Genomic DNA, 25,132 nt, shown 5'->3' on the forward strand with positions numbered 1-25,132 from the left:
TGATACTAGTTGCATTTAATGGTTTCTCAGTCGGGTGTGATTGTGTAGAATGCGGCAGCCAAAGTGACAGTCAATTAGGGCATTTTTACACGCCCTGCAACGATTGTGATGGGGTGATACAGGCATTTTTACAGGTTTTGCTTAAAACTACGGCAAATGTAAGCTAAATCACATTTTTCTAAAAAAATGTCATCTGGCTGACACGATTGTCATGTGAAAACGGTAACCTGCACTTTGCAGAAAACATGGATGTATTGAAGGCGTTTGGGAGCTGTAACCTAAGGGCGGTAGCATGCCTGAAAGGGTAAGTATTCGTTTATTCCCGGTTAGTGGAATAACTGAAATACCGGGTTCAACGCAGTCTCTTTCTTAACTGGCTTTCAATTCTTATCCTTGTGTTATGCACCAGGGCATGCTTATCACTCCATCAGGTTTATCTAATTAAGCCGTTGTTGTCACCTTAGTGTGATTCAGCTGTTTGCATAATGTGTGACTAACTTGTCAATTGGCAACTGCAATTTGCATATTGCGATTAGTTTTTCGATCAAAATTCCATTTTTTCTTATTTATCAACGTTGACTGGATATGGATTTCTCTAAGAAGCTCCTTTTTACTGCTGTGGCGTCATTGTTATTAGCAGGTTGTACGGTTGTTCCCGGTTCCCATCTGTCGTTACCCGACAATAAACAACAAGCAGACAACGAAGCGTTCAATGTGTCTGAACAGGTTAACGTTTATCCGTTGACACCGTCTGTTATTTACCAGTCAAGACGACCAGAAGTGACAGCCAGAACCAATCCAGCGTTGGATGCTGAACTCACGGGCTATGAGTACTACATCGGCCCCGGTGATGTTCTGAATATTACTATCTGGGATCACCCTGAGCTGACCATTCCTGCCGGTTCATACCGCAGTTCCAGTGAGTCTGGTAACTGGGTCCATGCCGATGGCAGTATCTTCTATCCCTATATTGGAACGGTTCAGGTCGGCGGTAAAACCGTGACGCAAATCCGTGATGAAATCTCCCGTCGGTTGGCGGCTTTTATTGAAAGCCCGCAAGTGGATGTTAATGTTGCGGCTTTTCGTTCGCAAAAAGCGTACGTGACCGGCGAGGTAAACGAGCCAGGCCAGCAAGCGATTACTAATGTGCCAATGACCTTGCTGGATGCTGTTAACCGTGCAGGTGGCCTGGCACAAAATGCGGACTGGCGCAACGTAACCCTGACACGCCATGGCATAGAACAGGATATTTCGCTGTATGCCTTAATGCAGCGTGGTGATCTGACACAAAACCGCCTGCTTCGCCCTGGTGACATAGTGCATGTACCGCGCAACGATGCGCAAAAAGTATTTGTGATGGGTGAGGTGAACGCGCCGCAGTTGCTGAAAATTGACCGTGCTGGTATGACGCTGACCGAGGCGCTGAGCAGTGTCGGCGGTATTAACGAGCTGGAAGCGGATGCGACCGGTGTCTTTGTGATTCGTAACGTACGCAAAAATAACAAGGCAAATACTGTATCCACAGCAGACAACGCGCAATTGGCGGATATTTATCAGTTAAATATCAAAGATGCCGCGGCACTGGTACTGGGTACTGAATTTGAACTGGAACCCTACGATGTGGTGTATGTCACCTCGGCACCGATTGCGCGCTGGAACCGTGTAGTACGCCAGTTGCTGCCAACCATTACCGGGTTTAACCAGCTGACCGAAGGGGCAGTACGAGTGAGGGATTGGTAAGCCATGTTTAATAATATTCTTGTTGTGTGCGTTGGCAATATTTGCCGCTCTCCGTCGGGGGAAGCGCTGCTGAAACAATTACTGCCGGCGAAAAATATTCAGTCGGCAGGGTTAGGCACAGAGAAAGGCAATCTGCAGGGAAAACCTGCAGATCGCACAGCTAGCGAGATTGCCGCCGAAAATGGGGTGTCCCTTGACGGGCATCAGGCTCAGCAACTGACTTCGGCGATGTGCCGTGACGTCGATTTGATTCTGGTGATGGAAAAAAGCCATTTGGATGCCGTGGCGTCCATAGTGCCAGAAGCCAGAGGCAAAACCATGCTGTTTGGGCAATGGATCGGTCAGCAGGACATTCCCGACCCCTACCGCCTGAGCCGGGAAGCATACGAACATGCGTATCAGCTGATCGACAAAGCCGCCCGTGCCTGGGCGCAAAAGCTGTAACACCTAGCATCAGTCTTTACAGACTGATGCTTACAGTGATGCTTAGTGAGTGATCAAAAACTGTCGGCTCGAACCCTGAGCGACAGTGTTTCAGACAAGGACGATCACCATGACATCCACCATCATGAGTAGCTTGAGTAGATAGACACTATGACTGTTTCGCAACAAGTGTCGGTGAAACAAACCGACTCCGACGAGATTGATCTGGGCAAGCTGTTTGGCATATTGCTGGACAGGCGCTGGACCATTATCGCCATTACGTTCGCCTTTGCGGTTGCCGGCATTGCTTATGCACTGCTGGCGACACCTATCTATAAAGCCGATGCCCTGCTTCAGGTTGAAGAAAAAAGCAATGGTCTGTCTGCCTTGGGGGAGATGGGCGATCTGTTCTCAAGTGAATCCTCTTCGAATACTGAGATTGAGATTATCCGCTCGCGTATGATCCTCGGTAAAACCGTGGACAAGCTCAACCTGACCACACTGGCTGAACCTGCTGCGCTGCCTTTGCTTGGTAAGGGGCTGCATCGTTTGTCCGGTAATAAAGACAGCATTGCAATCAGTCGATTTGACATCCCTCAGGACACAGAAGAACTGGTGTATACCCTGGTGGTGGATGACCCGGACAGCGGAACTTATATTCTGTTCGACAATGAAGAGCAGAAAGTTTTATCGGGTAAAGTCGGCGAACTGGCAACATCGGGTGAGTATCAGCTGTTTGTATCTGAACTGACTACTGAACAGGCAGGGTCAGAGTTCAGCATCAGCAAACGTTCCCGGTTAGATACCATCCAGTGGATTCAGCAGAGCCTGTCAGTTTCGGAGCGCGGTAAGCAAACCGGTATTTTGCAGCTGTCGTTTACCGGGCCGGACAAAGCGCAGAACACCGCGATTTTGAATGACATCAGCCAGAACTATTTTCTGCAGAATGTGGCCCGTAATTCGGCCGAAGCGGAAAAGAGCCTGGAGTTTTTGCGTGGTCACCTGCCGGATGTCAAAGTACATTTGACCAAAGCAGAAGATGAGCTTAATCAATTCCGTCAGGCTAACGATTCGATTGATCTGGGCCTGGAAGCCAAATCGACTCTGGAGGTGATGGTCACCCTGGAATCCCAGCTTAATGAACTGACCTTTAAAGAAAGTGAAATTTCCCAGCGCTTCACCAAAGAGCACCCAGCCTATATTGCGCTTTTGGATAAACGTAAAACCTTACTTGGCGAGCGCGAGAAACTCAACCGCCAGGTGCAAAAGCTGCCCAAAACCCAGCGTGAAGTACTGCGTTTAACCCGGGATGTGGAAGTTAACCAGCAAATCTACGTACAGCTGCTGAACAAAGTGCAGGAGCTGAACATTCTCAAAGCCAGCACAGTCGGTAATGTCCGTATTCTGGATGTTGCCCAGTCATATACAAACGCCATTAAGCCAAAGAAAGCCTTAATCGTGATTCTAGCGACTATGCTGGGCGGTATGCTGGCGGTGGCACTGGTTTTGATCCGCGCAGCTTTTCACCGTGGAGTCGAAAACCCAGATGAAATTGAAGCCATTGGTTTACCTGTTTATGCCAGTATCCCGCTGTCAGACTGGCAGAGTGACATGGAAAAGAAACAGAAAACCAAGCGTCAGCTGAGCGTGGAAGAGAGTTTACTGGCGGTCGCCAACCCGGCGGATCTGTCGATTGAAGCGCTGCGCAGCCTGCGCACTAGCCTGCATTTCGCCATGATGGATGCTAAAAACAATATTCTGATGATTTCCGGCCCCAGCCCCGGTATTGGTAAGTCTTTTGTGTCATCCAATATGGCGGCAGTGATAGCCAAAGCCGGTCAGCGTGTGTTGCTGATTGATGCCGATATGCGTAAAGGCCGGCTGGAAAAGAACATGGCAGTGACTCACACGCCGGGCCTGTCGAGTTATCTGGTTGATAAAGCCGCAATAGAAGAGATTATCAAGCAGCCAGGCGTGGACAATCTGGATTTTATCGGTCGCGGTGAAGTACCACCGAATCCGTCTGAGCTTTTGATGCACTCAAGGTTCAAAAACATCCTGGATTGGGCATCGGACAATTACGATATTGTGATTGTGGATACCCCACCAATTCTGGCCGTCACCGATCCTGCTATTGTGGGTACCCATGCTGGCACCACCTTGCTGGTGGGCCGCTTTGGCCAGAATGCGGTAAAAGAAATTGAAGTGACTAAGCAACGCTTTGAGCAAAATGGCATTGAAGTGAAAGGCTTTATTCTCAATGCGGTATTGCGAACTGCGAAATCACATTATAGCGGTGGTTACTACAACTATAGTTATGAGTCAAACTAATCGGGGTTACATTAAATTTATGACTAAGAAAAAAGTATTGACTGTTTTTGGTACACGGCCAGAAGCGATAAAAATGGCGCCGCTTGTACACGCACTAGAAAAAGATGATCGTTTCGAAGCTAAAGTATGTGTAACCGCCCAACATCGAGAGATGTTAGATCAGGTAATTGAGCTGTTTGAAATTAAACCTGATTACGATCTAAATTTGATGAAACCGGGGCAAACACTTAATGATGTCACAGCACGTATTTTATTGGAAATAAAACCAGTACTCCAAGATTTTAAGCCAGATGTTGTTTTGGTCCATGGAGATACAGCCACTACATTTGCAGCAAGTTTGGCTGCTTACTATGAGCAAATCCCTGTTGGGCATGTAGAAGCAGGTCTGAGAACGGGGAATATTTATTCGCCTTGGCCAGAAGAAGCAAATCGTAAACTAACGGGTGCACTGACGAAGTTCCACTTCGCACCAACAGAAACATCAAAAGAAAATTTGCTCAAAGAAAATATTTGTCCATCAGATATTTACGTAACAGGAAACACGGTCATTGATGCTTTGTTGATGATACAAGAGAAAATTGATTCCGATGAAGATTTAAAAGCAACATTGGCATCAAAATTTCCTTTTTTAGATGAAAGCAAGAAATTAATCCTTGTCACTGGCCATCGTAGAGAAAGTTTTGGTGGTGGTTTTGAGCGAATTTGTAAGGCATTAGCCGAAACAGCGAGACAACATAAAGAGGTTCAAATTTTATATCCAGTTCACTTAAATCCAAATGTACGTGAGCCCGTTAATCGGATATTAGCTGGAGTAGAAAATGTACATTTAATTGAACCTCAACAATATTTGCCATTTATTTACCTGATGAGTAGAGCACATATAATTCTGACTGACTCGGGAGGAATTCAAGAGGAGGCGCCATCGTTAGGTAAACCTGTTCTTGTTATGAGAGAAACAACAGAACGACCAGAAGCAGTCGATGCTGGTACAGTAAAACTTGTTGGTACTGATGTTGAAAAAATTGTTGAAAGTATTTCAGAACTAATAAACGATCAATCGTCTTATAAATTGATGAGCTATGCTCATAACCCATATGGAGATGGGTTTGCGTGTAAAAGAATATTGTCAAACCTTATAAAATAATGGTATTACCTTAAAATTGTAAACTGCTAAGTAGAGAAAAAATTGCTATATTTATCTTTTTTTATTCTTTTGACTAGTGCTTTTTTTATAAATAACAGAAAGAGGTTATTTTATTTTGTTCTAGCACTATTATTAATATTGCCTAGCAGTTTGCAGTTTGGCAGTCTGGTTTATGTGTCTGGAGTATACTGGGTTGATATATTAACTTTAGTGCTTTCTATTTATTGTTTATTAAGCTTGATAACATCACAACATTTGATAATAGATAGAAGGTATCTTTCTTTATTTATACCTATAGTTATTATTTTTATATACTCATTATCCTTTTTCTATCGAGGCTTTGATGAGGTTGAAAGTTTAAAAGATTATAGGCCATTACTTTTTTTCCTTATAGTAATCACTTTTGGTTTTCTTACTAGTAATCTTCAGATATATTCTTCATTACTGAATGCTGGAGTGAAGGTCTGTTTAATATCTGTACTTGTATGGGGAGGATTCTCCTATTTTGGTTTACTTAATTCAGATGATCGATTTTATCAGCCTGAGTTTCGATATTTAGGATTACAAACATATTTTTGTTTATTTTATTTGATTTTTTCATTTTCTAAGCGAGATGTTGATATTAAGCACATCTTTCTTGCATATATTGTTATCATTGTAAGTATGTCAAGAATGCTTCTCGGACTGTCAATTATCCCCCTTTTAGTGTGGTTTTTTGTTAGTAGTTTTACCATAAGGAAAATGGCTGTTATTTTCTTTATGTTAGTTGGTACTCTCTTTTTATCCGATTCTAGCTTATTTGAAAAATTTTACTTGTTATTTGATCAAGGTCTTGATGCGTTTTTTTATAATCGATATTCACCGGCATTAGATAAAATTAATATTATGAGTGAGTTGGATTACTTTGTTGGGTATGGGTTTGGTGAAAAATTTTATATACCATGGTTTGAATATAGAGAAAATATAAACAATTATTCTATACAGCTAGATACTGCTTATTTGAACTTTTTCTCTAAGTATGGGTTGATTTCTTTCTTTGTGTTTTTATTGCCCTTACTTTTTTTCTTTAATAAGAATAAGAAAGTAGCCTTCTGCTCTGTTACAGTCATTTTGATTCAGTATTTTACTTCATCAGTTTATTATCATATGGCTTTTTTAGGGTTTTATATTTGCTATATAATTTGTTTGAATGTGGAAAAAAATGAATAATATAATTTTATTATACTCGGGAATATCGTTAAACTGTGCTCCACGAGTCGAGTCATTAGTAGATGAATTAAAGAAAAAAAATCTGAAAGTGAGAATTGGAGGTGTTGTTAAGCAAAATGACTTAAATCAAGACTACGACACCTCTTTCGTTAATATTTTCAATGGAAATAATGCAGCCGGAAAACTTGTGAATGTCATAGTTGCATACTTAAATCTTATTTTTTGTCTTTACAGAAACCGTAACCAAATTGATTTAATATATGCGATTAACCCAATTTCAGGGCTAGCGGCATATTTTTTGTTTAAACTGACAGGCACTAAGTATGTGTATGAAACACAAGAAATATTTATAGGTACTAAACATAGGTTCTTTACTGGTAGATGGAAGCCATTATGGTTTAAGCTTGAGTCTATGGTCGCTAGATCAGCTCAGAAATTTATTGCAACAGATCAATATCGCATGAAATTTTTGAGGCGATTATATAAAATTAATTATGAAAAATGTGATTATTTATATAACACAACATACAAGAATAAATATGATCGATGCTCTTTAAGGAATAAGCACTCAATTGATAATGAAAAGTATATTGTCTCTTACTGTGGTGCAATCATAAAGAATCGATCAATTAATGAAATCATGATTGCTTTTAAAAAAGCTAACTTGAATAATTCTATTTTATATATGGTTGGCTATTTTGACGAGAAATTCAAAATAGAGTTAGATGCATTAGTTGACAGTATAGGTTTAACTAATGTAGTTTTCACCGGAAAAGTTGATAATAATACACTGAAAGAGTATATGGCACTATCAAATGTTACGTTTGCTCTCTATGAGTCCAATTGTGTGAATAATAGATTAAATAGTCCTAATAAACTTTTTGATGCTATTATGTGCAAAGTAAGCTTAATAACTACTCAAACGTTCTTATCCAATTACTTAAGCCGCTTTTATGAATGTGTGTTGATAAAAGAGAATAATGTTGAAAGTATAACTCAAGCTATTAAAGTTAAGAGTGATTTTGGTGTTAAAAGTAATTCAGATTTTTCACTTGATAATTTAATGCCAAAATTTGTAAGCAGGTTGATTGATGAAACGTGACTTTCTTTTTACTGTAATATCATTTGCGTTTGGGAAAGGTGGGTTTTTAATCGTTTCAGCGTTGGCTGCTAATTTACTCGCGGTTAAAGAATATGCATACTACGCATTAATTTTTACGGTTATAAACCTTGTTTCAGGTACAATTGGATTAGCCGGATTCACAACTTCTAATCGATATTATGATAAAAAAAATAGGCAAGGCTTAACTAAGTATTTCTATGGTTTCGCATTAATAACAGCACTATCTACATATATAACATCAAATTTGTTTCTTGATGAGCACTTTGATAGCGTAAGTATTTTAGTGCTTTCTTTGTGTGCTTTTTTATGTGTCGTTTATAATTATAACTTTGGTTGTTTATATTCAGCGAGTAAAAATAAAGCCGCAGCATTAATTAATTTTTTGTTATTTCTTATATTATTGGCTTTTTCACTGGCGGCATCTAAATATGGCGTTAATTGGATATTGTATGGTTACTTTTGTGTCTTTTTATTTGGTGTGATTATTTCATCTTTTTTATTGTATTCCAAAGATAATGTGAAGATTGATAATCTTGCCGGAACAGCAATTAAAAAGGTCACAATACCACAGTTATTGACGTCATTGGCTTTCCTACCACTTATATCAATATTATCAATTATGTTATTGGATGTAGATGAATCTGGACAAGAGCTTGTGATTTTTAATGTTTCTAATCAAGTACGAATGTTGATATCATTTTTTCCAATGATATTCTCAGCATTACTTTTGTCAAAGTTGACAAGAAATGAAGTTACTTTCGAGTTTGATTGGAAGGCAAATGCGGCACTAACATCACTACTAGGCTTTATACTTTTTCTTACACTGCCTGTCATTATTTACATTTTTAATTTGGAGTTTAATCAATACAATACTAATGTTCTTGCGTTTATGATTTCTTCGGGAATTGTAGCTGCTCTTAAATCTCCAATTTCAAGGCAATTAATTGTTCGAGAGCAAGGCATTACTAGTTTGTTTAGTAATTTAGCATTCGGTGTTTTGTTTTTTATATTTGTATTTATCTTTTCAAGAAAAGAGTTAAATGCATTAACTATATCTTTTTCATTCTTTATTGCTCAGGTGTTGCACTTCCTGATATTTTATAAGTATTTTATTGGTTTAGAAGTTCTTAAGCCTGCAATGATTAAGAATAAACATTTCGTTTATTCTTGCTTGTCGTTATTAGTGTCATTGTCAATTATTATAATGAATAAGGCACTTTTTTGGATTGTATTTCTGGTGGCTTTATTATATTTGGTAATATTATTTAAAGTTTTAAGGGTGGGTAAATGAGAGAGTTTAAATGTTGTCTAAGAGGAGCTTATGGCCCTGGCAACTTTGGTGATGATTTATTATTGATATCTTCATTGAATATTTTAGAGAGAATATATGATAAGAAAGATATTGCAGTAACTGTACATGACATATCAAAAGCTGAAAAATTTTTACCGCATTACAATTTAGTTCCATTTTCATCTCCTGTAAAATCAGAGGTCACTTTTTTGGGTGGAGGAGGACAATATTTTAGTTTTTCTTCCAATTTATCAAAAAAGAAAACCAAATTCGAGAAGATTTCCTCTTTGCTAAATAGTGGTATGACTTTAACCGATTTTATATCAGGATATTATATTCGAAAGCGATTTAACCGACGTTGGATATCAAATCATGATGTTGGCTTTTGTCTTGGATTGGGACCGTTTGAGAATGAACACGATCGATTATATGACCTGGCGAAAATTGAATTACCAAATTTTTCATATTTGTCGGTACGTGATTCGGATAGTTTTAAATTATCCGAATCTATTGGTGTAAGGGATGTGAAAAAATTCTCTGACCCAATTTTTAATTCTGATTTATGGAAAAAAGATTTAAATATAATTTCGTCTGATACAAACGATGTGGCTATAATAATACGCGACTGGCCTTTTGACCAAAGTAAAAATGAACTTGTAAAGAAGTTAATAAATCTTGTTCCTATATTAGAGTCAAAGGGACTTAAACCAAAGTTTGTGTCCTTATATGCTGATTATGACAAAAATGTAATTGAGTATTTTCAAGATGAAGGATTTGAAGTAATTACATGGGATCCAGTTAGCACAAAGATGGATGAATTTCTTTCTTTCTTGAATTCGTGTAAATGCATTATTACAACCCGTGCTCACGGTGCTATTGTTCCATCAATGTTAGGTGTTCCAACGGTAATTATTAATATTGAGCATAAGCTTAAAAAAGTTCATGAAATGCTGTTAAATTCCTCATATCTAATGGAATTAGAATCAGTCTCAGATTCTTTTGTATGGGATGATATTATTGAAAAATACCTTACGAATAGATTAGATTTAGTCTCGGGTTTATTTGTCGACTTGAAGAGAAATTCAATAGAGTCAACAGAAGCAGCTGAAGATATCTTAAATTTTTTACAATCTGTAAACCATTAATTATGAAACCAGTAGTTTTATTCACTTATGGTGAAGGTGGGCATCAAGCTCAAGCAAACAGGCTAGCAAAGCTATTAAAAATAGAGCTTGAGGATTTTGATTTCATATCATTGTCTGATTCTAAAGTACAAGCTGAGTGGTCAGTAAAACACTATATCGCAAATGAGCTTCGGGGTAAGCATCAACGCATTGGTTTGTTTAAATTTCAAAGTTTCATTAATATATTATCATCTATCAAGAAAGTGAAAAAAGAGAATCGCTTAAAAGTTATTATTTCAACTGGTCCGGGCATCTCAGTACTTTCTGCTTTATATTTAAAGTTATTTGGTGTGAAAGTTATTCATATTGAAACTTGGTCTCGTTTTACCAGTAAGTCCCTGACAGGTAGAGTGATGTATTATTTAGCAAATGAATTTTTGGTGCAAAATAAGTCATTGCTTAAAGTGTATCCTAAAGCAAAGTATTCCGGAAGATTATGAATATATTAGTTACTGTAGGCACAACAAAGTTTGAGTCTTTGGTTGAATTTGTGCACAAATTTGCTAGCCAACACGGTGAACATAGTTATATTTTCCAAATTGCAGATGGTACATATAGGCCTGAAGGCTTTGCCTTTTTTGAATTTACAAATGATATCCTTGGAAAGTATGAATGGGCCGATGTTGTAATAACACATGCAGGTGCAGGTTCAACATATCAATTATTAGAGTTGGGGAAGGTAATAATTTTAGTTCCTAATCTGGAGAGAGTTGATAAGCATCAATTAGATCTGGCGAATTATATGAGTGATCAAAATTTTGCTTTGGTTGTGCATGGTTTGGATGAATTAAATGATGTTTTTACGAATTTTAGCTCCATAAACTTAAAGCCTTACAGTAAAGAAAATTTTTTCTTGCAGAAAGAAATTGCTCATTATATTAAGGGACTTTATGATTTATAAAATTGCAATCGCTGGGACAGGATATGTCGGCTTGTCTAATGCTATGTTGTTGGCTCAAAATAATGAAGTTGTGGCTGTTGATATTCTCGAGGAGAAAGTAAAGCTGTTGAATGATCGTGTATCTCCGATTGTTGATTATGAAATTACTGAGTTTCTACAGCGAAAAGATATTAACTTTAATGCTACTTTGGATAAATTTTCTGCTTATGAAAATGCAGATTATGTAGTTATTGCTACTCCAACAGATTATGATGTTGTAAATAACTACTTTAATACGTCTTCAGTTGAAGCGGTAATTAAAGACGTTATGGCGATTAATCCTGATGCAGTCATGGTTATCAAGTCAACAATTCCAGTCGGTTATACAAAGCGTATCAAAGAAAAGCTTGGTTGCGAAAATTTGATGTTTTCACCCGAGTTTTTACGTGAAGGAAAAGCGCTCTACGATAACTTATATCCTTCTCGTATCATTGTGGGTGAAAAGAGTCATCGAGCAAAAATCTTTGCTGATCTTCTTCTGCAAGGCGCAGTGAAGAAAGATGTGCCTGTATTATTCACAGATTCAACAGAGGCTGAAGCTGTTAAGCTTTTCTCTAATACTTATCTGGCGATGCGAGTTGCTTATATTAATGAACTTGACTCTTACGCTGAATCTCATGGATTAGATAGTCGTCAAATCATCGAAGGTGTAGGTTTAGATCCGCGAATTGGTTCGCATTATAACAATCCATCTTTCGGTTATGGTGGTTACTGCTTACCAAAAGATACCAAACAGTTGCTCGCAAACTATCAGGATGTACCAAATAATCTTATTAAAGCAATTGTCGATGCAAATACCACTCGCAAGGACTTTATAGCTGATTCAATTTTGAATAAGCAGCCTAAGGTGGTTGGTATTTATCGCTTAATTATGAAATCTGGTTCCGATAACTTCAGAGCATCCAGCATTCAAGGCATCATGAAGCGCTTGAAAGCGAAAGGTGTTGACGTAATCGTTTATGAACCCGTGCTTCAAGAGAAAGAATTTTTTAACTCTGCAGTATATACGGACTTTGATGCTTTTAAGGCTGAATCTGATGTCATTGTTTCAAATCGTATGGCTCAAGAGCTAATGGATGTAAAAGATAAAGTGTATACACGAGATTTGTTTGGTTCAGATTGAGAGGATGGTTGCTGTGAATCTGTTCGATCATTTCTCGTGTTTTATCAAAGCTTAGTGTACTCAGAACACTTTCGAGGTTAACTAACCAAAAGAGTCCCAACATGACTTCTGCATTCTTTTTTGTTTTTCTTATGTCCTTTTGTAGCCTGTTTATCTGCCGCAAAGTGGCGAAACGGGTTGGACTGGTCGATGCGCCTAACGAACGGAAGCACCATAAAGGTGTGATCCCGCTTGTGGGTGGTGTGTCGATCTTTGTTACTCTGGCGATAGCCTTTAGTTTTTTTGAACTGTTTCCGCAGAACCCCTGGCTGTATTTAAGCTGTGCCACTGTGTTGGTGGTTATCGGAGTGATTGATGACAGATACGACATCAGTTTTAAATTACGCTTGCTGGTACAGGCCTGTGTGTCGCTGGTGATGATTTTTGCCGGTGATAAAAGCCTGCATTACCTGGGCTACATGTTGGGGGATTTTCCCCTCGCTTTGCCCGTAGTTGCCAGCACGCTGCTGACTGTTTTTGCGGTCATTGGCGCGATTAACGCATTCAACATGGTTGATGGTATTGATGGCCTGTTAGGCGGCCTGGCTTCGGTCAGTTTTGCGGCACTCGGTTATGTCTTCTATGTGTCGGGTAACACGGAATTGTTTGTTATCTGCGCCATGATAGTCACCGCTATGGTTCCTTACATTCTGTTGAACCTCGGTTTTCCTCTGGGGCGTCGGTTTAAAGTCTTTATGGGCGATGCCGGCAGTATCTTCATTGGTTTTACTGTTATCTGGTTATTGCTGGAAGCGACCCAGGCGGGCGAGCTGAGTGCCATGCGCCCGGTTACTGCCTTGTGGTTAATTGCTTTACCGCTAATGGATATGGCCACCATTATGATTCGCCGAATCCGCAAAGGCCAGTCACCCTTTAAGCCGGATCGCGAACACCTGCACCATATTTGTCAGCGTATTGGTTTGTCACCTTTCATGACCTTGGTGGTGATTTGTGGCCTGGCAGCCAGTATGGCGGGAGTCGGCATTTGGTCTGACATGTCGCAGGTTAACGAAACCCTGATGTTGCTGAGCTTTATGATTATGTTCGGTGTGTATTTTGCCGTGATCAGCCATATCTGGCGTATTACCACCTGGATACACAAGCTGACCGGCCGTAGTCAGCCGAAAACACCAGAGCAGGCAACCTCAGAGCGTTAAGCGAATTCACTGTTGGGTGGATGCGTGTGAGTGATTGAACAGAAGTCAAAGATGTTAAACATGAACCCAGGCTTGTCCTGGGTTTTTTATGCGTTTTTTCCGTGCATTATCCAGGAACCTGTCTGCTTTACTGGCTAATTTAACGCCCCAGCCGGTCTTCTCTTCTTATCTGTTTTGCAGCTTTGTCATAACGGTCTAACTGATTGAGCCAGCATACAGCGGTCCATAACAGCACAAAGCCGATGTTCGCGGCCGCTGAATATACCGCTGTCAGGCACAGACGTTCAGTTCTGTTAACTATCGCTTGTAATATGCGCCTCAGCATAGCGTGTAAAATATCTCTCATCGTCCTGTATCTGTGTATGACGTAATGCTTCCGGGATATATAAATATGCGTCAGCCATTAAGTACATGCTTAATGGATTAGAGATAAGATGAACTAACTGGAACTGCTGTCCAATATATTTGCAAGGTGGCTGAAACAGCCATATACAGAAGTGAACAAGTAACAGCCGCACAGAAAATACGGCTGTTTGCTTCGTTAAGAGGCTTCTTGCGGAGGCGAGTACTTTTCTACTTTCGACAGTGTGAAGAAGTAGATGAGGAAACTCAGGATGAATAACCAGAACATCACATACTCGGGCACATTGGCAATCTCGCCATAAATACCTACAGCGCTCAGTAAGGTCGCAATAGTGCAGATAGCAATCAGCGTTTGTAGTGAATTAAGGCCCAGCCGCTGGAAGATATGGTGCAAATGCTCGCGGTCTGGCTTAAAGGGCGAATCACCGCGCTTGATTCGGCGGATCATGATAGCTGTCATGTCCATTAAGGGGACAGCGATTATCCAGAGGGCCGTTACTGGCCGTAATGGTGGGCGGCTGCCATTCTGGCTGGCCAGCAGTAAAAACCAGATTACAGTGAAACCGATCAGCATACTGCCTGCATCCCCCATGAAGACTTTACGCTGCCGGCCAAATGCCCCCAGGTTAAGCAGGATATAAGGGATCATTGCCACTATGATGATACCGCACAGATACGCCAGCGATTGCTGGCAATCATGGAACAGCATGATACCCAGCCCGCCAAAAGTCACTATAGATAACCCGCCCAGCAGGCCATCAATACCGTCAACCATGTTGAAGGCATTGATAGCGCCAATCACCGCCAGTACAGTCACCAGATAGCCAAACATCCCCAGGTCTATTTTGCCAAAGCCGATCATATTCCCCAGAGTATGTAGTTCCAGACCGGCAAAAACCATCATGCAGACAGATAATAAGGCTTGGATCGCCAGGCGAAGCTTGAAGCTCACATCAAATTTATCATCCAGCGCGCCGATGATGGCCAGAATGGTGATACAGAAAACGTAAAGTCCGGCGTCGTCCAGTATGGTCGGCGAGTAATAGAGAAACTGGGCCAGCGTAATACAGATAGCCAACCCCCCGACAAGCGGGACTGCCCCCTGATGCAGCTTTCTGGCATTGGGTTTATCCACCAGACCGACACGTTTGGCGACCTTTCGAAGTAAAAAAAGTGCGGCAAATGAAGAAAAAAAGACAAAGAAAAAATCGGCTATCATGCTGTTATCCGAAGGCATACAAAACGCAAAAAGACTACCAATATTTTGTCTCTCTAGGAAGAGAAGAAAAAATATTCACTAAGTAAATTATTACTTTTGCTCTCTCCGTCCCAAGTGCAGCTAGGCGCCAACACCAGCAAGCCTGATCGCAATGATTTGGGCTAGGTAGCTGTAAGTGTTTGTTGCAACAGCATCAATATTCTACAATCACTCGCGTCGCAATAATCTTTGATAAATGGTTTGATATCATCCAGCAGGGAAATCCATGCAATATTTACAGTCTGAAGCTTCTGTTACTGAAGAGCTGTTAGCCCAGATTCTCATTACATCTGGCATCACCACCAAAAGTCTGTGTCGGCAGATTAGCAATAGCCATAGTGGCCCAGAGATCGAGGCAGCACTGTCTGCGATGCAGGAAGCAGGATTGGTGATGAAAAAAAGACAGAGCTGGAGCTTGTCGCTGAACGGGTTTTTGTCTGCATTACAGAGCTTATTGAGATTTGGCCGGGAGCGAACCCTTTATGCCGTGATGACCCGCGCTGATGAGATCTCTGTGGAACTGGAAATCTATTCTGTGCTGTCAAATACCCGCTGGATGTTTGCCTATTCGGCGATTTCTCCGCAGGCGGAAGGGCTGCTGATGCATTTATTCCTGCATCCTGATGCGTGGGAATTACTGGCATTGATTGAAGACGACAGGCTGAAATACAGCCTGCAAGGATGGGCCTGGTTGTTAAATCAGCTTTATACAACGGGGAATATTGTATGGGAGCCGCTAGCCAGCAAGACGATCACAGATTACGGCAGAAGGCAGGTTGTCTGGGCTCCTGCCGAGGATAATTGGCAAGCGCTCAGGGCCGGAAGTGTTTCCCACCCCTTGTGCGATCCTTTCGATGACAAGTACTTCCAGCATCGCACAGCTTTCTCCGCCATGACGGCAAAACGCTATTCCTATACGGCCTTGGCTGATCTGGCCGTGGTGGCTTTACTGGACAAACCCGAAGCCGTTGCAAGCTATCAGCACAGCCTCGATGCTCACCGTAGTCAGCAAATCGCGTATGACCAGTTCTGGCAACAGCAGGCTTACGTCATTATTGCGCCTTACAGTGAGCAAGAGGAATATTTGGCGGGTGTTGACGATTGGTTTGATTCACTCATGGTGATTGCAGATTACGTGAGCTGGGGGAAATTATTGCTGGATGTGCTGATGCTTTGCCAATGGCAGCATGCGAACCCGAAACAGTATCAGCAATGGGTGGCTCAGGTGAAAGCGCACCCGCTGACGGAAGTAATTTTATCCCATCACTCTGAAAGCCTGTTAGCCGCCAGAGCCAAACACGCACTGCGTTACCTTACCGGACAGATCAGCGAATCTGACGCTCCTTTTTATGTCCCGGCTGCCCGCCAGGATATCTGGTTAAGAAAACTGACGCAGACCATCCAGTCGGATAAAGAGCATCAGGCAGCTCAGCGACTGGTCTGGGAGTTGTGCCTGAAATCACTGAAAGTTCAGCCAAGGATTCAGTCAATGGGGAAACGTGGCTGGACCAAAGGCCGGGTGATTCAACTGTATTCCATCCAGTATTCAGCGGCTGAAGCTTTGATGTCAGATGCTGACTGGAATGTTTGTCAGCAGCTGGAGCGTCAGAACAGGGTTCGCTGGGGCCAACCTGCTTCCGATGTGTTGCCGGTACTGAAAGCCTTGTCGGCGTGTGACAACATCATCAGTCAGGACGGCCAGTCCGTCAGTCTGCACGGTGTCAAGCCGCTGGCCGTGTTGCAAGCCAGTGAACAGGTGACATTCGATGTCTTTCCCCGAGTGGCAAATGGAACATTGCGGCAGGTGATGGATGATGCCTGGTGTTTTCTGGATACCTCAGCGATATCGCCTCAGTTCATTGATGTCATCGAATCGAGACCTGAGCAACTGGGCAGTGAGCATTTGCAGCCACTGACAGAGGCGCTGGAACAACAGAAGGATTTACTCTGGTACAGCCCATGCCAGCACAAAGGCAATATAAAACCTGGTCATTGGGATGCGAGACCGCATTTATGGCTGGACTGGCATCAGGGCACCCTGGATGTGGCCATTGAGCACCAGAATGATGTGTCCGGTGAGCTGCCGGCAAATCGGATAAGCATGCCTTCGGGACAGGGAGAGACATGGATCAGCGGCCCGGATCAACAATGGTATCAGCGTGATCTCAGCCAGGAAAAAGCGGATTCGCTGGCACTGAGCAAGCATCTGGGATTGAAAGCGAACAAGCAACGGCGCTGGGCCTTGTCTGGTGAAGCGGCGTTATCGCTGATAAAAGCCGTGCAGAATTTACAGTACGTGCCGGTTCACTGGCGCCAGCGCAGCAGCCAGGTAAAGGTACTGACCCGCCAGGATCTGACTCTGGATATCGAGAAACGCAAAAACTGGTTTGCTGTCACAGGCAAGGCGTCCACGGATCAGCATCTGGAGCTGAACCTGCGTCTGTTGCTGGCAAATAGCCGCCAGGGATTTATTGAGCAGGATAGCGACAATCTGGTTGTGCTGATGGAAGATGAGCTTCAGCAGCAATTACGTATGCTGGACGGTTTGCTCAATGAAGAGATGGCTGTCGATGTGCAGATGGCCTATCCCCTGCAACAGGTACTGGAAACCTTTAGCCATCAGGGCGATGCGGGATGGCAGTCGCTGCAAGAAAAATGGTCAGAGAAGCCGGTGGTTGCCGAGCATATTCTGGCCCCGCTGAGGGATTATCAGAAAACCAGTGTCCAGTGGGCGGCGCACTTATCTCACCACGGCTTTGGCGCCTGTCTGGCAGACGATATGGGGCTGGGTAAAACTTTGCAGGCCATCAGTCTGATCCGCCACTATAAGTGCGAGGGCGCGGCACTGGTTGTCGCTCCCAAGTCTGTGATTCACAACTGGCAGGCAGAATGCCAGCGCTTTGCACCGGAACTGGCAGTGGTGGATCTGGAGCAAGTGGATAACCGGAACGAAGCCATCGCCTCGGCAGGTGAGAAGACCATTGTACTGGTCAGTTACGGATTACTGACCCGCTGTCAGGAAGCGATGCAAGCCAAAGACTGGCAGACCATAGTGCTGGACGAAGCGCAGCAGATTAAAAACCCGCAGACCAAACGGGCAAAACTGGTATTTGGCTTAACGGCAGAGCGGCGTTTTACCCTGACCGGTACCCCGGTTGAGAATCATCTCACTGAGCTTTGGAGTCAGTTTGCTTTCCTGAATCCGGGCCTGCTGGGTTCGCTGAAGCAGTTCAGGCAAAAATACAGTCAGGCTGGACGCAATGCCGAGGATATGATGCGGTTGAAAGCCTTGATCAGCCCGTTTATCATGCGGCGAATGAAAGGTGAGGTGTTATCTGAGCTGCCCAGCAAAACCGAGATCACCCACACCGTCTATTTATCGGCCAAAGAAAGTGCTGCTTATGAAGCCGTCCGTAAGGATGCCCTGAAAACAGCCAAAAACAGTAAGGGTGTGGTTGAGGTGCTTGCCGCACTGACCCGTTTAAGGCAGGTATGTTGCGATGCCAGTCTGGTGTTTGATTCCTTTGCGGAAGAGAGCAGTAAGCTCAGGGAGGCCCTGGCTCTGGTGACAGAAGCCATAGAAGGCGGCCATCAGATTTTGGTGTTCAGCCAGTTTGTGCAATTGCTGAAGCGTTTTGCGGCGCAGCTGGAACAAGCCTCGCTGTCGTTCAGTTATCTGGACGGACAGTCGAGCAGTAAGCAGAGGAAAGCGGCGATTGAGGCGTTTAAAGCAGGAAAGCATCCTGTCTTTCTCATCAGCCTGAAAGCGGGTGGAACGGGCCTGAACCTGACTGAAGCCGATACTGTTATTCATTTGGATCCGTGGTGGAATCCGGCAGTGGAAGATCAGGCCAGCGACAGGGCGCACCGTATGGGACAGAGCAGGCCGGTGACAGTATATCGTCTGGTCACAGAAAATACGGTGGAAGAAAAAATTGTCCAGCTTCACCGGGACAAACGCGATCTGGCAGAAAAAGTCCTTTCAGGGCAAGACGATACCCAGACTCTGAATCCGCAGATGCTGCTGAGTATGATAGAAGATTAAATGCTCTCAATGCGACAAAAGATTGCGTTTAGCGCCATTGTGTCTATACTCAAATCACTATTAAATAGGAGATTGAACTATGGCAACAAGCGTCCGGTTAAATGATGACTTTGTTTCCGAAGCCAAGGCTTATGGGATCGCGGAGAATCGCTCTGTGCCTATGCAAATAGAGTACTGGGCCAAGATCGGTAAAATCATGATGGAGAACCCAGATCTGTCTTATGAATTTGTCCGTGAATCATTATTAGCTACAGAAGAGGTTAAGCAGGGATTGGTGAAGCCATATGAGCGAAGAACAAAGAGAAATTGAGGTCTTTGAGGCTAGGCGATTCACCAAAGCCCTGAGCAAACTGCCAACAAAGCAGCTCAGCACCGTTGAAGATGAGATCGAAAAGATTATTGCCAATCCAGAAATAGGGCAGCCGAAGAAAGGCGATTTGTCACATTTGCGAGTTCATAAGTTCAAGATGAAAAAACAAGAATTGCTGCTTGGTTACTCTTGGGTTGATAACGAATTAAAGCTCTACCTGTTAAGCCTTGGTTCGCATGAAAACTTTTATACCGACCTGAAGACCCAACGGAAAAACGATCTCAAGTTGATCGGCTGAACTGGCAGGAAGTCGCCAGTGCATTCAGCAATACAGTCGTGGCTGGTACTTTTTCATCCGTGCGCCTTCAATCCCCTTGTCTATACTTGCCTGAACAGGTGATAAAAAAGACTAATGCAGATTGGTATAAATACCTGACAAAGAAGTACCGAGTATCTTGCACTTTTTTGCGAAGGGGAAAGGCGTATGCAGATTTTACCGGTTATTCTGGCTGGGGGGACAGGCAGTCGCTTGTGGCCCTTATCGCGTGAGCAGTATCCCAAACAATTTCTTGCCCTTCAGCCTGCTGAAAACCCGTCTATTGCCTCTCCATCGCTCCCGGCCAGCATGCTGCAGCAAACCCTTCATCGTCTGGCTGAGCTGGATGCGCGCTCCTCATTAGTGATCTGCCAGGAAGAGCATAGGTTTCTTGCCGCAGAGCAGCTCAGATCCTGCACCAGCCAGCCTGGTCATCTTCTGCTTGAGCCTCAGGGCCGTAATACCGCGCCTGCCATTGCGCTGGCGGCGCTACTGGCACAGGAATCGCCAGACTGCCTGTCTTTGGAAGACAGTGATCCCTTACTTCTGGTGCTGGCGGCCGACCATCTGATTCTGGATACCGCCGCTTTTACTCAGGCCGTCAGGACAGCGCTGCCGCTGGCGGATAGCGGCAAACTGGTGACTTTCGGTATTCCCCCTCAGTCGCCCGAGACAGGGTACGGCTATATTAAACGCGGCGCGGCGCTTGGCGCGGGGTTTGGCACTGGTTTTGAGGTGGCACAATTTGTCGAAAAGCCGGATCTCAATACCGCCAGAGAGTATCTGGTTAGTGGTCACTATTACTGGAACAGCGGCATGTTCCTGTTTCGCGCTTCTGCCTATTTGCAGCAGCTGTCTCAGTTCCGGCCGGACATTCTGGCCGCCTGCCGTCAGTCTGTCGCTTCGCCTGAGCGGGACCGGGATTTCATTCGTATCGACAGCTCGGCTTTTGCCGGCTGTCCTGCCGAGTCGATTGATTATGCGGTGATGGAGAAAACCCGCCAGGCGGTGATGGTGCCGATGGAAGCCGGCTGGAGCGATGTCGGCGCCTGGTCATCGCTGTGGGAGCTCAGTCCCAAAGATGCCGCAAGCAACGTGGTCATCGGGGATGTGCTGACTGCGCAGAGCCACCATTGTTACCTCAGGGCCGACAGCCGTCTGGTGGCGACTGTCGGTCTGGACAACGTAGTGGTGATTGAAACCAAGGATGCGGTACTGGTGGCCGCTAAAGATAAAGTTCAGGATGTGAAAGAGATAGTGGCGCAGCTGAAAGCGGCGCAGCGCCCGGAATGCGAGCTGCACCGGGAAGTGTACCGCCCCTGGGGCAAGTATGATCAGGTTGATAGCGGTGGCCGTCATCAGGTGAAACACATCACGGTCAAACCGGGTGAAAAATTATCGCTGCAAATGCATCATCACCGCGCCGAACACTGGGTGGTGGTATCGGGGACGGCCAAAGTCACCCAGGGGGATAAAACCTGGCTGCTGACGGAAAATCAGTCCACTTACATTCCGGTCGGCGTGGTGCATGCGCTGGAGAATCCGGGAAAAATTCCGCTGGAAATCATTGAAGTGCAGTCAGGCAGTTATCTCGGCGAAGACGATATTGTCCGCTTTGAAGACAGGTATGGCCGGAAATAGCGCAAAGGTGCTTTTTGCGGGGGCTGAGTGTGCTCAGCACGACGGCGGTAATTTATGGGTAAGTCCATGATGTCAATCCAGACCTTGGGGTGTCATTCCCGCGAAGGCGGGAATCTATTGGTATGTTTGTGCCTGGCTTTTTGGATTCCCGCCTCCGCGGGAATGACTGAATAACAGAGGAATGATGAAATAACAGGAGAATGACGGATTAGAGGGGAATGACGGATTAGCAGGGGAATGACGGATTAGCAGGGGTGTAAGTACCGAGTGGTAAACGGAGGGCGGCATGGAAAGACTCACCTGTTTCAAAGCGTACGATATTCGCGGTGAACTGGGGCGGGAGCTGAACGAGGACATTGCTTACCGGATCGGCCGGGCGTACGGCCAGCATTTCCGGCCGGAAACGGTGGCGATTGGTGGTGATGTGCGGCTTTCCTCGCCGTCACTGAAAATGGCACTGGCGCAAGGTTTGATGGATGCCGGAGTGGATGTGATCGATCTCGGTCTGACCGGCACCGAAGAAGTATATTTCGCGGCGCAAAGCCTGCTCTTTGACGGGATAGAAGTGACGGCAAGCCATAATCCGATTAATTACAATGGCATGAAGCTGGTCAGGGCCGGGGCGATACCTGTCAGCGGCGACACGGGCTTGCACGATATTCGCATACTGGCTGAAAGAAATGATTTCGCGGCGCCCGATCAGCTCGGCCAGCTGCGTTACCATTGTGTGCTGAATGACTATATTGACCACCTGCTGTCTTATATCGCACCGTCAGAGATTACACCGCTGCGGTTGGTAGTGAACGCGGGGAATGGTGCGGCGGGACATGTGATTGATGCGCTGGAAGCGCAATTTGGTCAGCGCCGGATCCCCATTGAGTTTGTGAAAATCCACCATGAGCCCGATGGCACTTTTCCTCACGGGATTCCCAATCCGTTATTGCCTGAGTGCCGGGCGGCGACTTCACAAGCGGTGAGGGCGCATCAGGCCGATATGGGCATTGCCTGGGACGGCGATTTTGACCGCTGTTTTCTGTTCGATGAGCAGGGCCGGTTCATCGAAGGCTATTATATTGTCGGTTTGCTGGCACAAGCTTTTTTGCAGCAAGCCGCAGATCAGAAGGACGCCCGGCCGAGCAAAATCATTCATGATCCCCGTCTGACCTGGAATACGGTCGATATCGTCACGGCCAATGGCGGACAGGCGATTCAGTCGAAAACCGGTCATGCTTTTATTAAAGAAAGGATGCGGCAGGAAGACGCCCTATATGGCGGTGAAATGAGTGCCCACCATTATTTTCGCGATTTTGCCTATTGCGACAGCGGCATGATCCCCTGGTTGCTGGTGGCACAGCTGTTGTCTGTAAAAGGACAGCGTCTGTCAGAGCTGGTCGCGGACAGGATGCGGGCGTATCCGGCCTCCGGTGAAATCAATCTGATGGTCACTGACACGGACGATGCCATCGCGACAGTCCGCGCTGTGTACGAGCCGGACGCACTGGCACTGGATCAGACAGACGGGATCAGTCTGAGTTTTTCTGACTGGCGCTTTAATCTCAGAGCATCAAATACCGAACCTGTTCTGCGCCTGAATGTCGAGTCCCGTGGCGATTCCGCGCTGATGAAAGCGAAAACGGCTGACGTGCTGGCGTTGCTTCAGCCGTTTTCTGCTCCCAAATCATGACCAATAAGGCGTCGTCAGAAAGGCACCTGGCCCGACAGCATCACGGTCAGCTGACTGGCTTGCTGGTAGTCCAGATTGTCACTGATCACCTGCATCGACCAGTATTTGTGGGTGAGGGCCAGCCCGATGGCCTGGCTCTGCAGGGTATACGAGAGCCGGGTGCTGACCCAACTCCAGCCATGGCTGACAGCGAGATCCGTTAATTGCGCACCATAGCCATAAAAATGGCTGGCCGACAATGCGGTATCACCAAACAGGTAGGCTAAGCGGCCTGTGTACTTGGGCGTTAGCCGCTGTTTGTATTCTTTGTAACCTTCAAAGCCACTCGCGATAGGGTTGATGTTGATGTAGCCATTCTCATCGGTTTCTGCCGTGGCGGTGTTGGCAACGGCTGTGGTGTAAGGCGCACGATCCCACATGATTTCGCCATAGGCATCCTGCACAAAGGCCGACAGAAACCAGTGTCGGTTAATGTGCCAGTCAAATCCCAGATCGGTACTGAAGCCGTAGCGGCTGGTGGGTTTGTCTGCAATTCGGTCCAGCAGTACATCTTCACCATAGACATAGTCCAGGTTCAGCTGACCGCTGATATCATCACTGGCACTGCGCTGAACCTGGCCATGTAGCTGACCTTCCATTAAGTCGGTGGCCTTCAGATAGCTGCCTGCGACATAGAAAGCCAGATTGTCAGCCGGTTCTATACGCCAGCCGAGGCGGATGCCTTGCTGAATGGTATGGTTCACATTCAAATCTACCTGATAGGCTTTACCGGGCACCATGTCTGTCCGGTTCAGGGAATCCCCATAGAGCAACAGTGCATCCGGGGAATGTTTGAGAAACCATTCATAGCGGTAAAGGTAGCTGAGCGTCACATTGTGATAGCGCAGGCCAAAGGCGGCTTCGTTAAAGGTGAAGGCGTGATTTGAGCCTTGATAATCATTTTCCTTGCCTTTGACCAAGGCGTAAATACTGTTGTTCTCGGCGTAGCTTTGCGAGTTTATCTGAACGAATGGGGCGACTGAGTCGGTCGCTGTTCCCGGCGCCAGAGGCAGCAGGCTCAGGCCGGTAAGGGTTGTTAAGGTCGTCAGCATCATAATTACAACAAGAGAGCCCTGACAGATCAGGGCTCGTGACTAAAAGAATGAATGGGCAAATCGCTTACATTGACTCGAAGGAACCGTCGGTATAACGGATCAGCAACAGATTATTGTTGGTCGTGCTGATAGTCCCGGTCGATTTACCGTTCACATAGATGGTGCCGCCAATATCGTCTTCCCCTTTTTCGGTCAGGGTCGCTACCAGGCCTTTACCATCGCGCAGCGAGACATAAGGCGTGTTGTTGTCACTGTAAGGCTTGTAGCTGGTGCTCAGGTAAGTGTCTTTACCGTTATAAGTCACTCCGGCATCCACTTCGATCAGGTTGTAATCGTTGCGGGAGATGTCCAGCGACAGGTTTGTCGCAACCAGCGTATTGTTAGCGTTCAGAATGTTAGCGCCTAATGCCATTTTGACGTTGGCTCTGATGAAGCTGTCTTTGGTTTCAACACTTTCTTCAGTGGTGGTTTCTTCATGTCTTACATTACAACTGCTGTCCCAATCAGACCACCATGAGCAGTAACGGCCACTGATAGTGCGGGTGATGTCCTTTAAATGCACATAACCACCCATGTTATTTAGCCTGATATCCATTAAGGCTGAAACTGTCTGATCGCCTGAGGCTATCAAGCCATCAATTTTAAACATCAGGCTTTTCGCTTCGATGATGGAGCTGTCTTTGCTCTCGTTGGACCAGTCAGAAACTGAACCATCCC

Annotated in this window: 20 protein-coding genes; 17 read left to right on the forward strand and 3 right to left on the reverse strand. The window is 44.9% G+C overall.

Translation table 11 applies throughout. The features are described 5' to 3' along the window. Positions 1 to 585 precede the first annotated feature (585 nt). The 12 genes from L6J37_RS02340 to wecA (L6J37_RS02395) all read left to right on the forward strand — a co-directional run bounded on the left by L6J37_RS02340 (position 586) and on the right by wecA (L6J37_RS02395) (position 13,704). Positions 586 to 1,740 carry a polysaccharide export protein gene (locus L6J37_RS02340; protein ID WP_237793985.1) on the forward strand — a complete coding sequence of 385 codons (1,155 nt, stop codon included), beginning with the start codon at positions 586 to 588 and terminating at the stop codon, positions 1,738 to 1,740. Between the two features lie 3 nt (positions 1,741 to 1,743). After that, the gene (locus L6J37_RS02345) at positions 1,744 to 2,184 is read left to right on the forward strand and encodes an arsenate reductase/protein-tyrosine-phosphatase family protein (protein WP_237793987.1); all 441 of its coding nucleotides are present in this window, start codon (positions 1,744 to 1,746) and stop codon (positions 2,182 to 2,184) included. Positions 2,185 to 2,334: 150 nt separating this feature from the next. Then, positions 2,335 to 4,494 (forward strand): polysaccharide biosynthesis tyrosine autokinase, encoded by a 2,160-nt coding sequence (locus L6J37_RS02350; protein WP_237793988.1) that lies wholly within the window; start codon positions 2,335 to 2,337, stop codon positions 4,492 to 4,494. Between the two features lie 19 nt (positions 4,495 to 4,513). Further along, complete coding sequence (gene wecB / locus L6J37_RS02355; protein ID WP_237793989.1) at positions 4,514 to 5,638, forward strand: non-hydrolyzing UDP-N-acetylglucosamine 2-epimerase; 1,125 nt, start codon at positions 4,514 to 4,516, stop codon at positions 5,636 to 5,638. A 42-nt stretch (positions 5,639 to 5,680) separates the two neighbouring features. Continuing rightward, on the forward strand, positions 5,681 to 6,847 hold the full coding sequence (locus L6J37_RS02360; protein WP_237793990.1) for a DUF6369 family protein: 1,167 nt from the start codon (positions 5,681 to 5,683) through the stop codon (positions 6,845 to 6,847). After that, positions 6,840 to 7,949 carry a glycosyltransferase gene (locus L6J37_RS02365; protein WP_237793991.1) on the forward strand — a complete coding sequence of 370 codons (1,110 nt, stop codon included), beginning with the start codon at positions 6,840 to 6,842 and terminating at the stop codon, positions 7,947 to 7,949. Before L6J37_RS02360 ends, L6J37_RS02365 begins: the two co-directional genes overlap by 8 nt. After that, a complete protein-coding gene (locus L6J37_RS02370) occupies positions 7,939 to 9,261 on the forward strand; it encodes a hypothetical protein (RefSeq protein WP_237793993.1) in 1,323 nt (440 codons plus the stop codon). The genes L6J37_RS02365 and L6J37_RS02370 overlap by 11 nt, the downstream gene beginning before the upstream one ends. Continuing rightward, positions 9,258 to 10,406 (forward strand): polysaccharide pyruvyl transferase family protein, encoded by a 1,149-nt coding sequence (locus L6J37_RS02375; RefSeq protein WP_237793994.1) that lies wholly within the window; start codon positions 9,258 to 9,260, stop codon positions 10,404 to 10,406. The genes L6J37_RS02370 and L6J37_RS02375 overlap by 4 nt, the downstream gene beginning before the upstream one ends. Positions 10,407 to 10,408: 2 nt before the next feature. Continuing rightward, positions 10,409 to 10,885, forward strand: a complete 477-nt coding sequence (pssD, locus tag L6J37_RS02380) for a PssD/Cps14F family polysaccharide biosynthesis glycosyltransferase (protein ID WP_237793995.1) — start codon at positions 10,409 to 10,411, stop codon at positions 10,883 to 10,885. Beyond that, positions 10,882 to 11,346: a PssE/Cps14G family polysaccharide biosynthesis glycosyltransferase gene (gene pssE, locus L6J37_RS02385; protein ID WP_237793996.1), complete on the forward strand. Its 465-nt coding sequence runs from the start codon at positions 10,882 to 10,884 to the stop codon at positions 11,344 to 11,346. The genes pssD and pssE overlap by 4 nt, the downstream gene beginning before the upstream one ends. Continuing rightward, positions 11,336 to 12,508, forward strand: a complete 1,173-nt coding sequence (locus L6J37_RS02390) for a nucleotide sugar dehydrogenase (RefSeq protein ID WP_237793997.1) — start codon at positions 11,336 to 11,338, stop codon at positions 12,506 to 12,508. The genes pssE and L6J37_RS02390 overlap by 11 nt, the downstream gene beginning before the upstream one ends. Positions 12,509 to 12,609: 101 nt before the next feature. Further along, a complete protein-coding gene (wecA, locus tag L6J37_RS02395; RefSeq protein ID WP_237793999.1) occupies positions 12,610 to 13,704 on the forward strand; it encodes a UDP-N-acetylglucosamine--undecaprenyl-phosphate N-acetylglucosaminephosphotransferase in 1,095 nt (364 codons plus the stop codon). A gap of 541 nt (positions 13,705 to 14,245) precedes the next feature. Here wecA (L6J37_RS02395) and wecA (L6J37_RS02400) read toward each other — a convergent pair. Next, positions 14,246 to 15,286, reverse strand: coding sequence for a UDP-N-acetylglucosamine--undecaprenyl-phosphate N-acetylglucosaminephosphotransferase (gene wecA / locus L6J37_RS02400; protein WP_237794001.1), 1,041 nt, complete (start codon positions 15,284 to 15,286; stop codon positions 14,246 to 14,248). 265 nt (positions 15,287 to 15,551) lie between these two features. On the opposite strand from wecA (L6J37_RS02400), the gene L6J37_RS02405 reads away from it, so the two are divergent. From L6J37_RS02405 to L6J37_RS02425, 5 genes are all read left to right on the forward strand, one after another. Then, positions 15,552 to 19,370: a DEAD/DEAH box helicase gene (locus L6J37_RS02405; protein WP_237794003.1), complete on the forward strand. Its 3,819-nt coding sequence runs from the start codon at positions 15,552 to 15,554 to the stop codon at positions 19,368 to 19,370. Between the two features lie 79 nt (positions 19,371 to 19,449). Beyond that, positions 19,450 to 19,680 carry a TA system antitoxin ParD family protein gene (locus L6J37_RS02410; RefSeq protein ID WP_192015079.1) on the forward strand — a complete coding sequence of 77 codons (231 nt, stop codon included), beginning with the start codon at positions 19,450 to 19,452 and terminating at the stop codon, positions 19,678 to 19,680. Next, positions 19,655 to 19,978: a type II toxin-antitoxin system RelE/ParE family toxin gene (locus L6J37_RS02415; protein ID WP_192015080.1), complete on the forward strand. Its 324-nt coding sequence runs from the start codon at positions 19,655 to 19,657 to the stop codon at positions 19,976 to 19,978. The genes L6J37_RS02410 and L6J37_RS02415 overlap by 26 nt, the downstream gene beginning before the upstream one ends. A gap of 186 nt (positions 19,979 to 20,164) precedes the next feature. Beyond that, positions 20,165 to 21,637 carry a mannose-1-phosphate guanylyltransferase/mannose-6-phosphate isomerase gene (locus L6J37_RS02420; RefSeq protein ID WP_237794005.1) on the forward strand — a complete coding sequence of 491 codons (1,473 nt, stop codon included), beginning with the start codon at positions 20,165 to 20,167 and terminating at the stop codon, positions 21,635 to 21,637. Between the two features lie 286 nt (positions 21,638 to 21,923). Next, positions 21,924 to 23,321 carry a phosphomannomutase CpsG gene (locus L6J37_RS02425; protein WP_237794007.1) on the forward strand — a complete coding sequence of 466 codons (1,398 nt, stop codon included), beginning with the start codon at positions 21,924 to 21,926 and terminating at the stop codon, positions 23,319 to 23,321. A 14-nt stretch (positions 23,322 to 23,335) separates the two neighbouring features. Here the strand turns inward: L6J37_RS02425 and L6J37_RS02430 are convergent, their stop codons facing one another. Next, positions 23,336 to 24,415: a hypothetical protein gene (locus L6J37_RS02430; RefSeq protein WP_237794010.1), complete on the reverse strand. Its 1,080-nt coding sequence runs from the start codon at positions 24,413 to 24,415 to the stop codon at positions 23,336 to 23,338. 64 nt (positions 24,416 to 24,479) lie between these two features. Then, on the reverse strand, positions 24,480 to 25,132 hold a 653-nt coding region (locus L6J37_RS02435), incomplete at its 5' end, for a hypothetical protein (RefSeq protein ID WP_237794011.1).

Origin of the sequence: Photobacterium sp. WH77 (assembly GCF_022014395.1) — a bacterium.
Lineage (GTDB): Bacteria > Pseudomonadota > Gammaproteobacteria > Enterobacterales > Vibrionaceae > Photobacterium > Photobacterium arenosum.

What these genes read in the sequence shown, in the direction of transcription:
- L6J37_RS02340 (WP_237793985.1), top strand. Translation starts at nt 586, where the DNA reads ATGGATTTCTCTAAGAAGCTCCTTTTTACTGCTGTGGCGTCATTGTTA.
- L6J37_RS02345 (WP_237793987.1), top strand. Translation starts at nt 1,744, where the DNA reads ATGTTTAATAATATTCTTGTTGTGTGCGTTGGCAATATTTGCCGCTCT.
- L6J37_RS02350 (WP_237793988.1), top strand. Translation starts at nt 2,335, where the DNA reads ATGACTGTTTCGCAACAAGTGTCGGTGAAACAAACCGACTCCGACGAG.
- wecB (WP_237793989.1), top strand. Translation starts at nt 4,514, where the DNA reads ATGACTAAGAAAAAAGTATTGACTGTTTTTGGTACACGGCCAGAAGCG.
- L6J37_RS02365 (WP_237793991.1), top strand. Translation starts at nt 6,840, where the DNA reads ATGAATAATATAATTTTATTATACTCGGGAATATCGTTAAACTGTGCT.
- L6J37_RS02370 (WP_237793993.1), top strand. Translation starts at nt 7,939, where the DNA reads ATGAAACGTGACTTTCTTTTTACTGTAATATCATTTGCGTTTGGGAAA.
- L6J37_RS02375 (WP_237793994.1), top strand. Translation starts at nt 9,258, where the DNA reads ATGAGAGAGTTTAAATGTTGTCTAAGAGGAGCTTATGGCCCTGGCAAC.
- pssD (WP_237793995.1), top strand. Translation starts at nt 10,409, where the DNA reads ATGAAACCAGTAGTTTTATTCACTTATGGTGAAGGTGGGCATCAAGCT.
- pssE (WP_237793996.1), top strand. Translation starts at nt 10,882, where the DNA reads ATGAATATATTAGTTACTGTAGGCACAACAAAGTTTGAGTCTTTGGTT.
- L6J37_RS02390 (WP_237793997.1), top strand. Translation starts at nt 11,336, where the DNA reads ATGATTTATAAAATTGCAATCGCTGGGACAGGATATGTCGGCTTGTCT.
- wecA (WP_237793999.1), top strand. Translation starts at nt 12,610, where the DNA reads ATGACTTCTGCATTCTTTTTTGTTTTTCTTATGTCCTTTTGTAGCCTG.
- wecA (WP_237794001.1), bottom strand. Translation starts at nt 15,286, where the DNA reads ATGATAGCCGATTTTTTCTTTGTCTTTTTTTCTTCATTTGCCGCACTT.
- L6J37_RS02405 (WP_237794003.1), top strand. Translation starts at nt 15,552, where the DNA reads ATGCAATATTTACAGTCTGAAGCTTCTGTTACTGAAGAGCTGTTAGCC.
- L6J37_RS02410 (WP_192015079.1), top strand. Translation starts at nt 19,450, where the DNA reads ATGGCAACAAGCGTCCGGTTAAATGATGACTTTGTTTCCGAAGCCAAG.
- L6J37_RS02415 (WP_192015080.1), top strand. Translation starts at nt 19,655, where the DNA reads ATGAGCGAAGAACAAAGAGAAATTGAGGTCTTTGAGGCTAGGCGATTC.
- L6J37_RS02420 (WP_237794005.1), top strand. Translation starts at nt 20,165, where the DNA reads ATGCAGATTTTACCGGTTATTCTGGCTGGGGGGACAGGCAGTCGCTTG.
- L6J37_RS02425 (WP_237794007.1), top strand. Translation starts at nt 21,924, where the DNA reads ATGGAAAGACTCACCTGTTTCAAAGCGTACGATATTCGCGGTGAACTG.
- L6J37_RS02430 (WP_237794010.1), bottom strand. Translation starts at nt 24,415, where the DNA reads ATGATGCTGACGACCTTAACAACCCTTACCGGCCTGAGCCTGCTGCCT.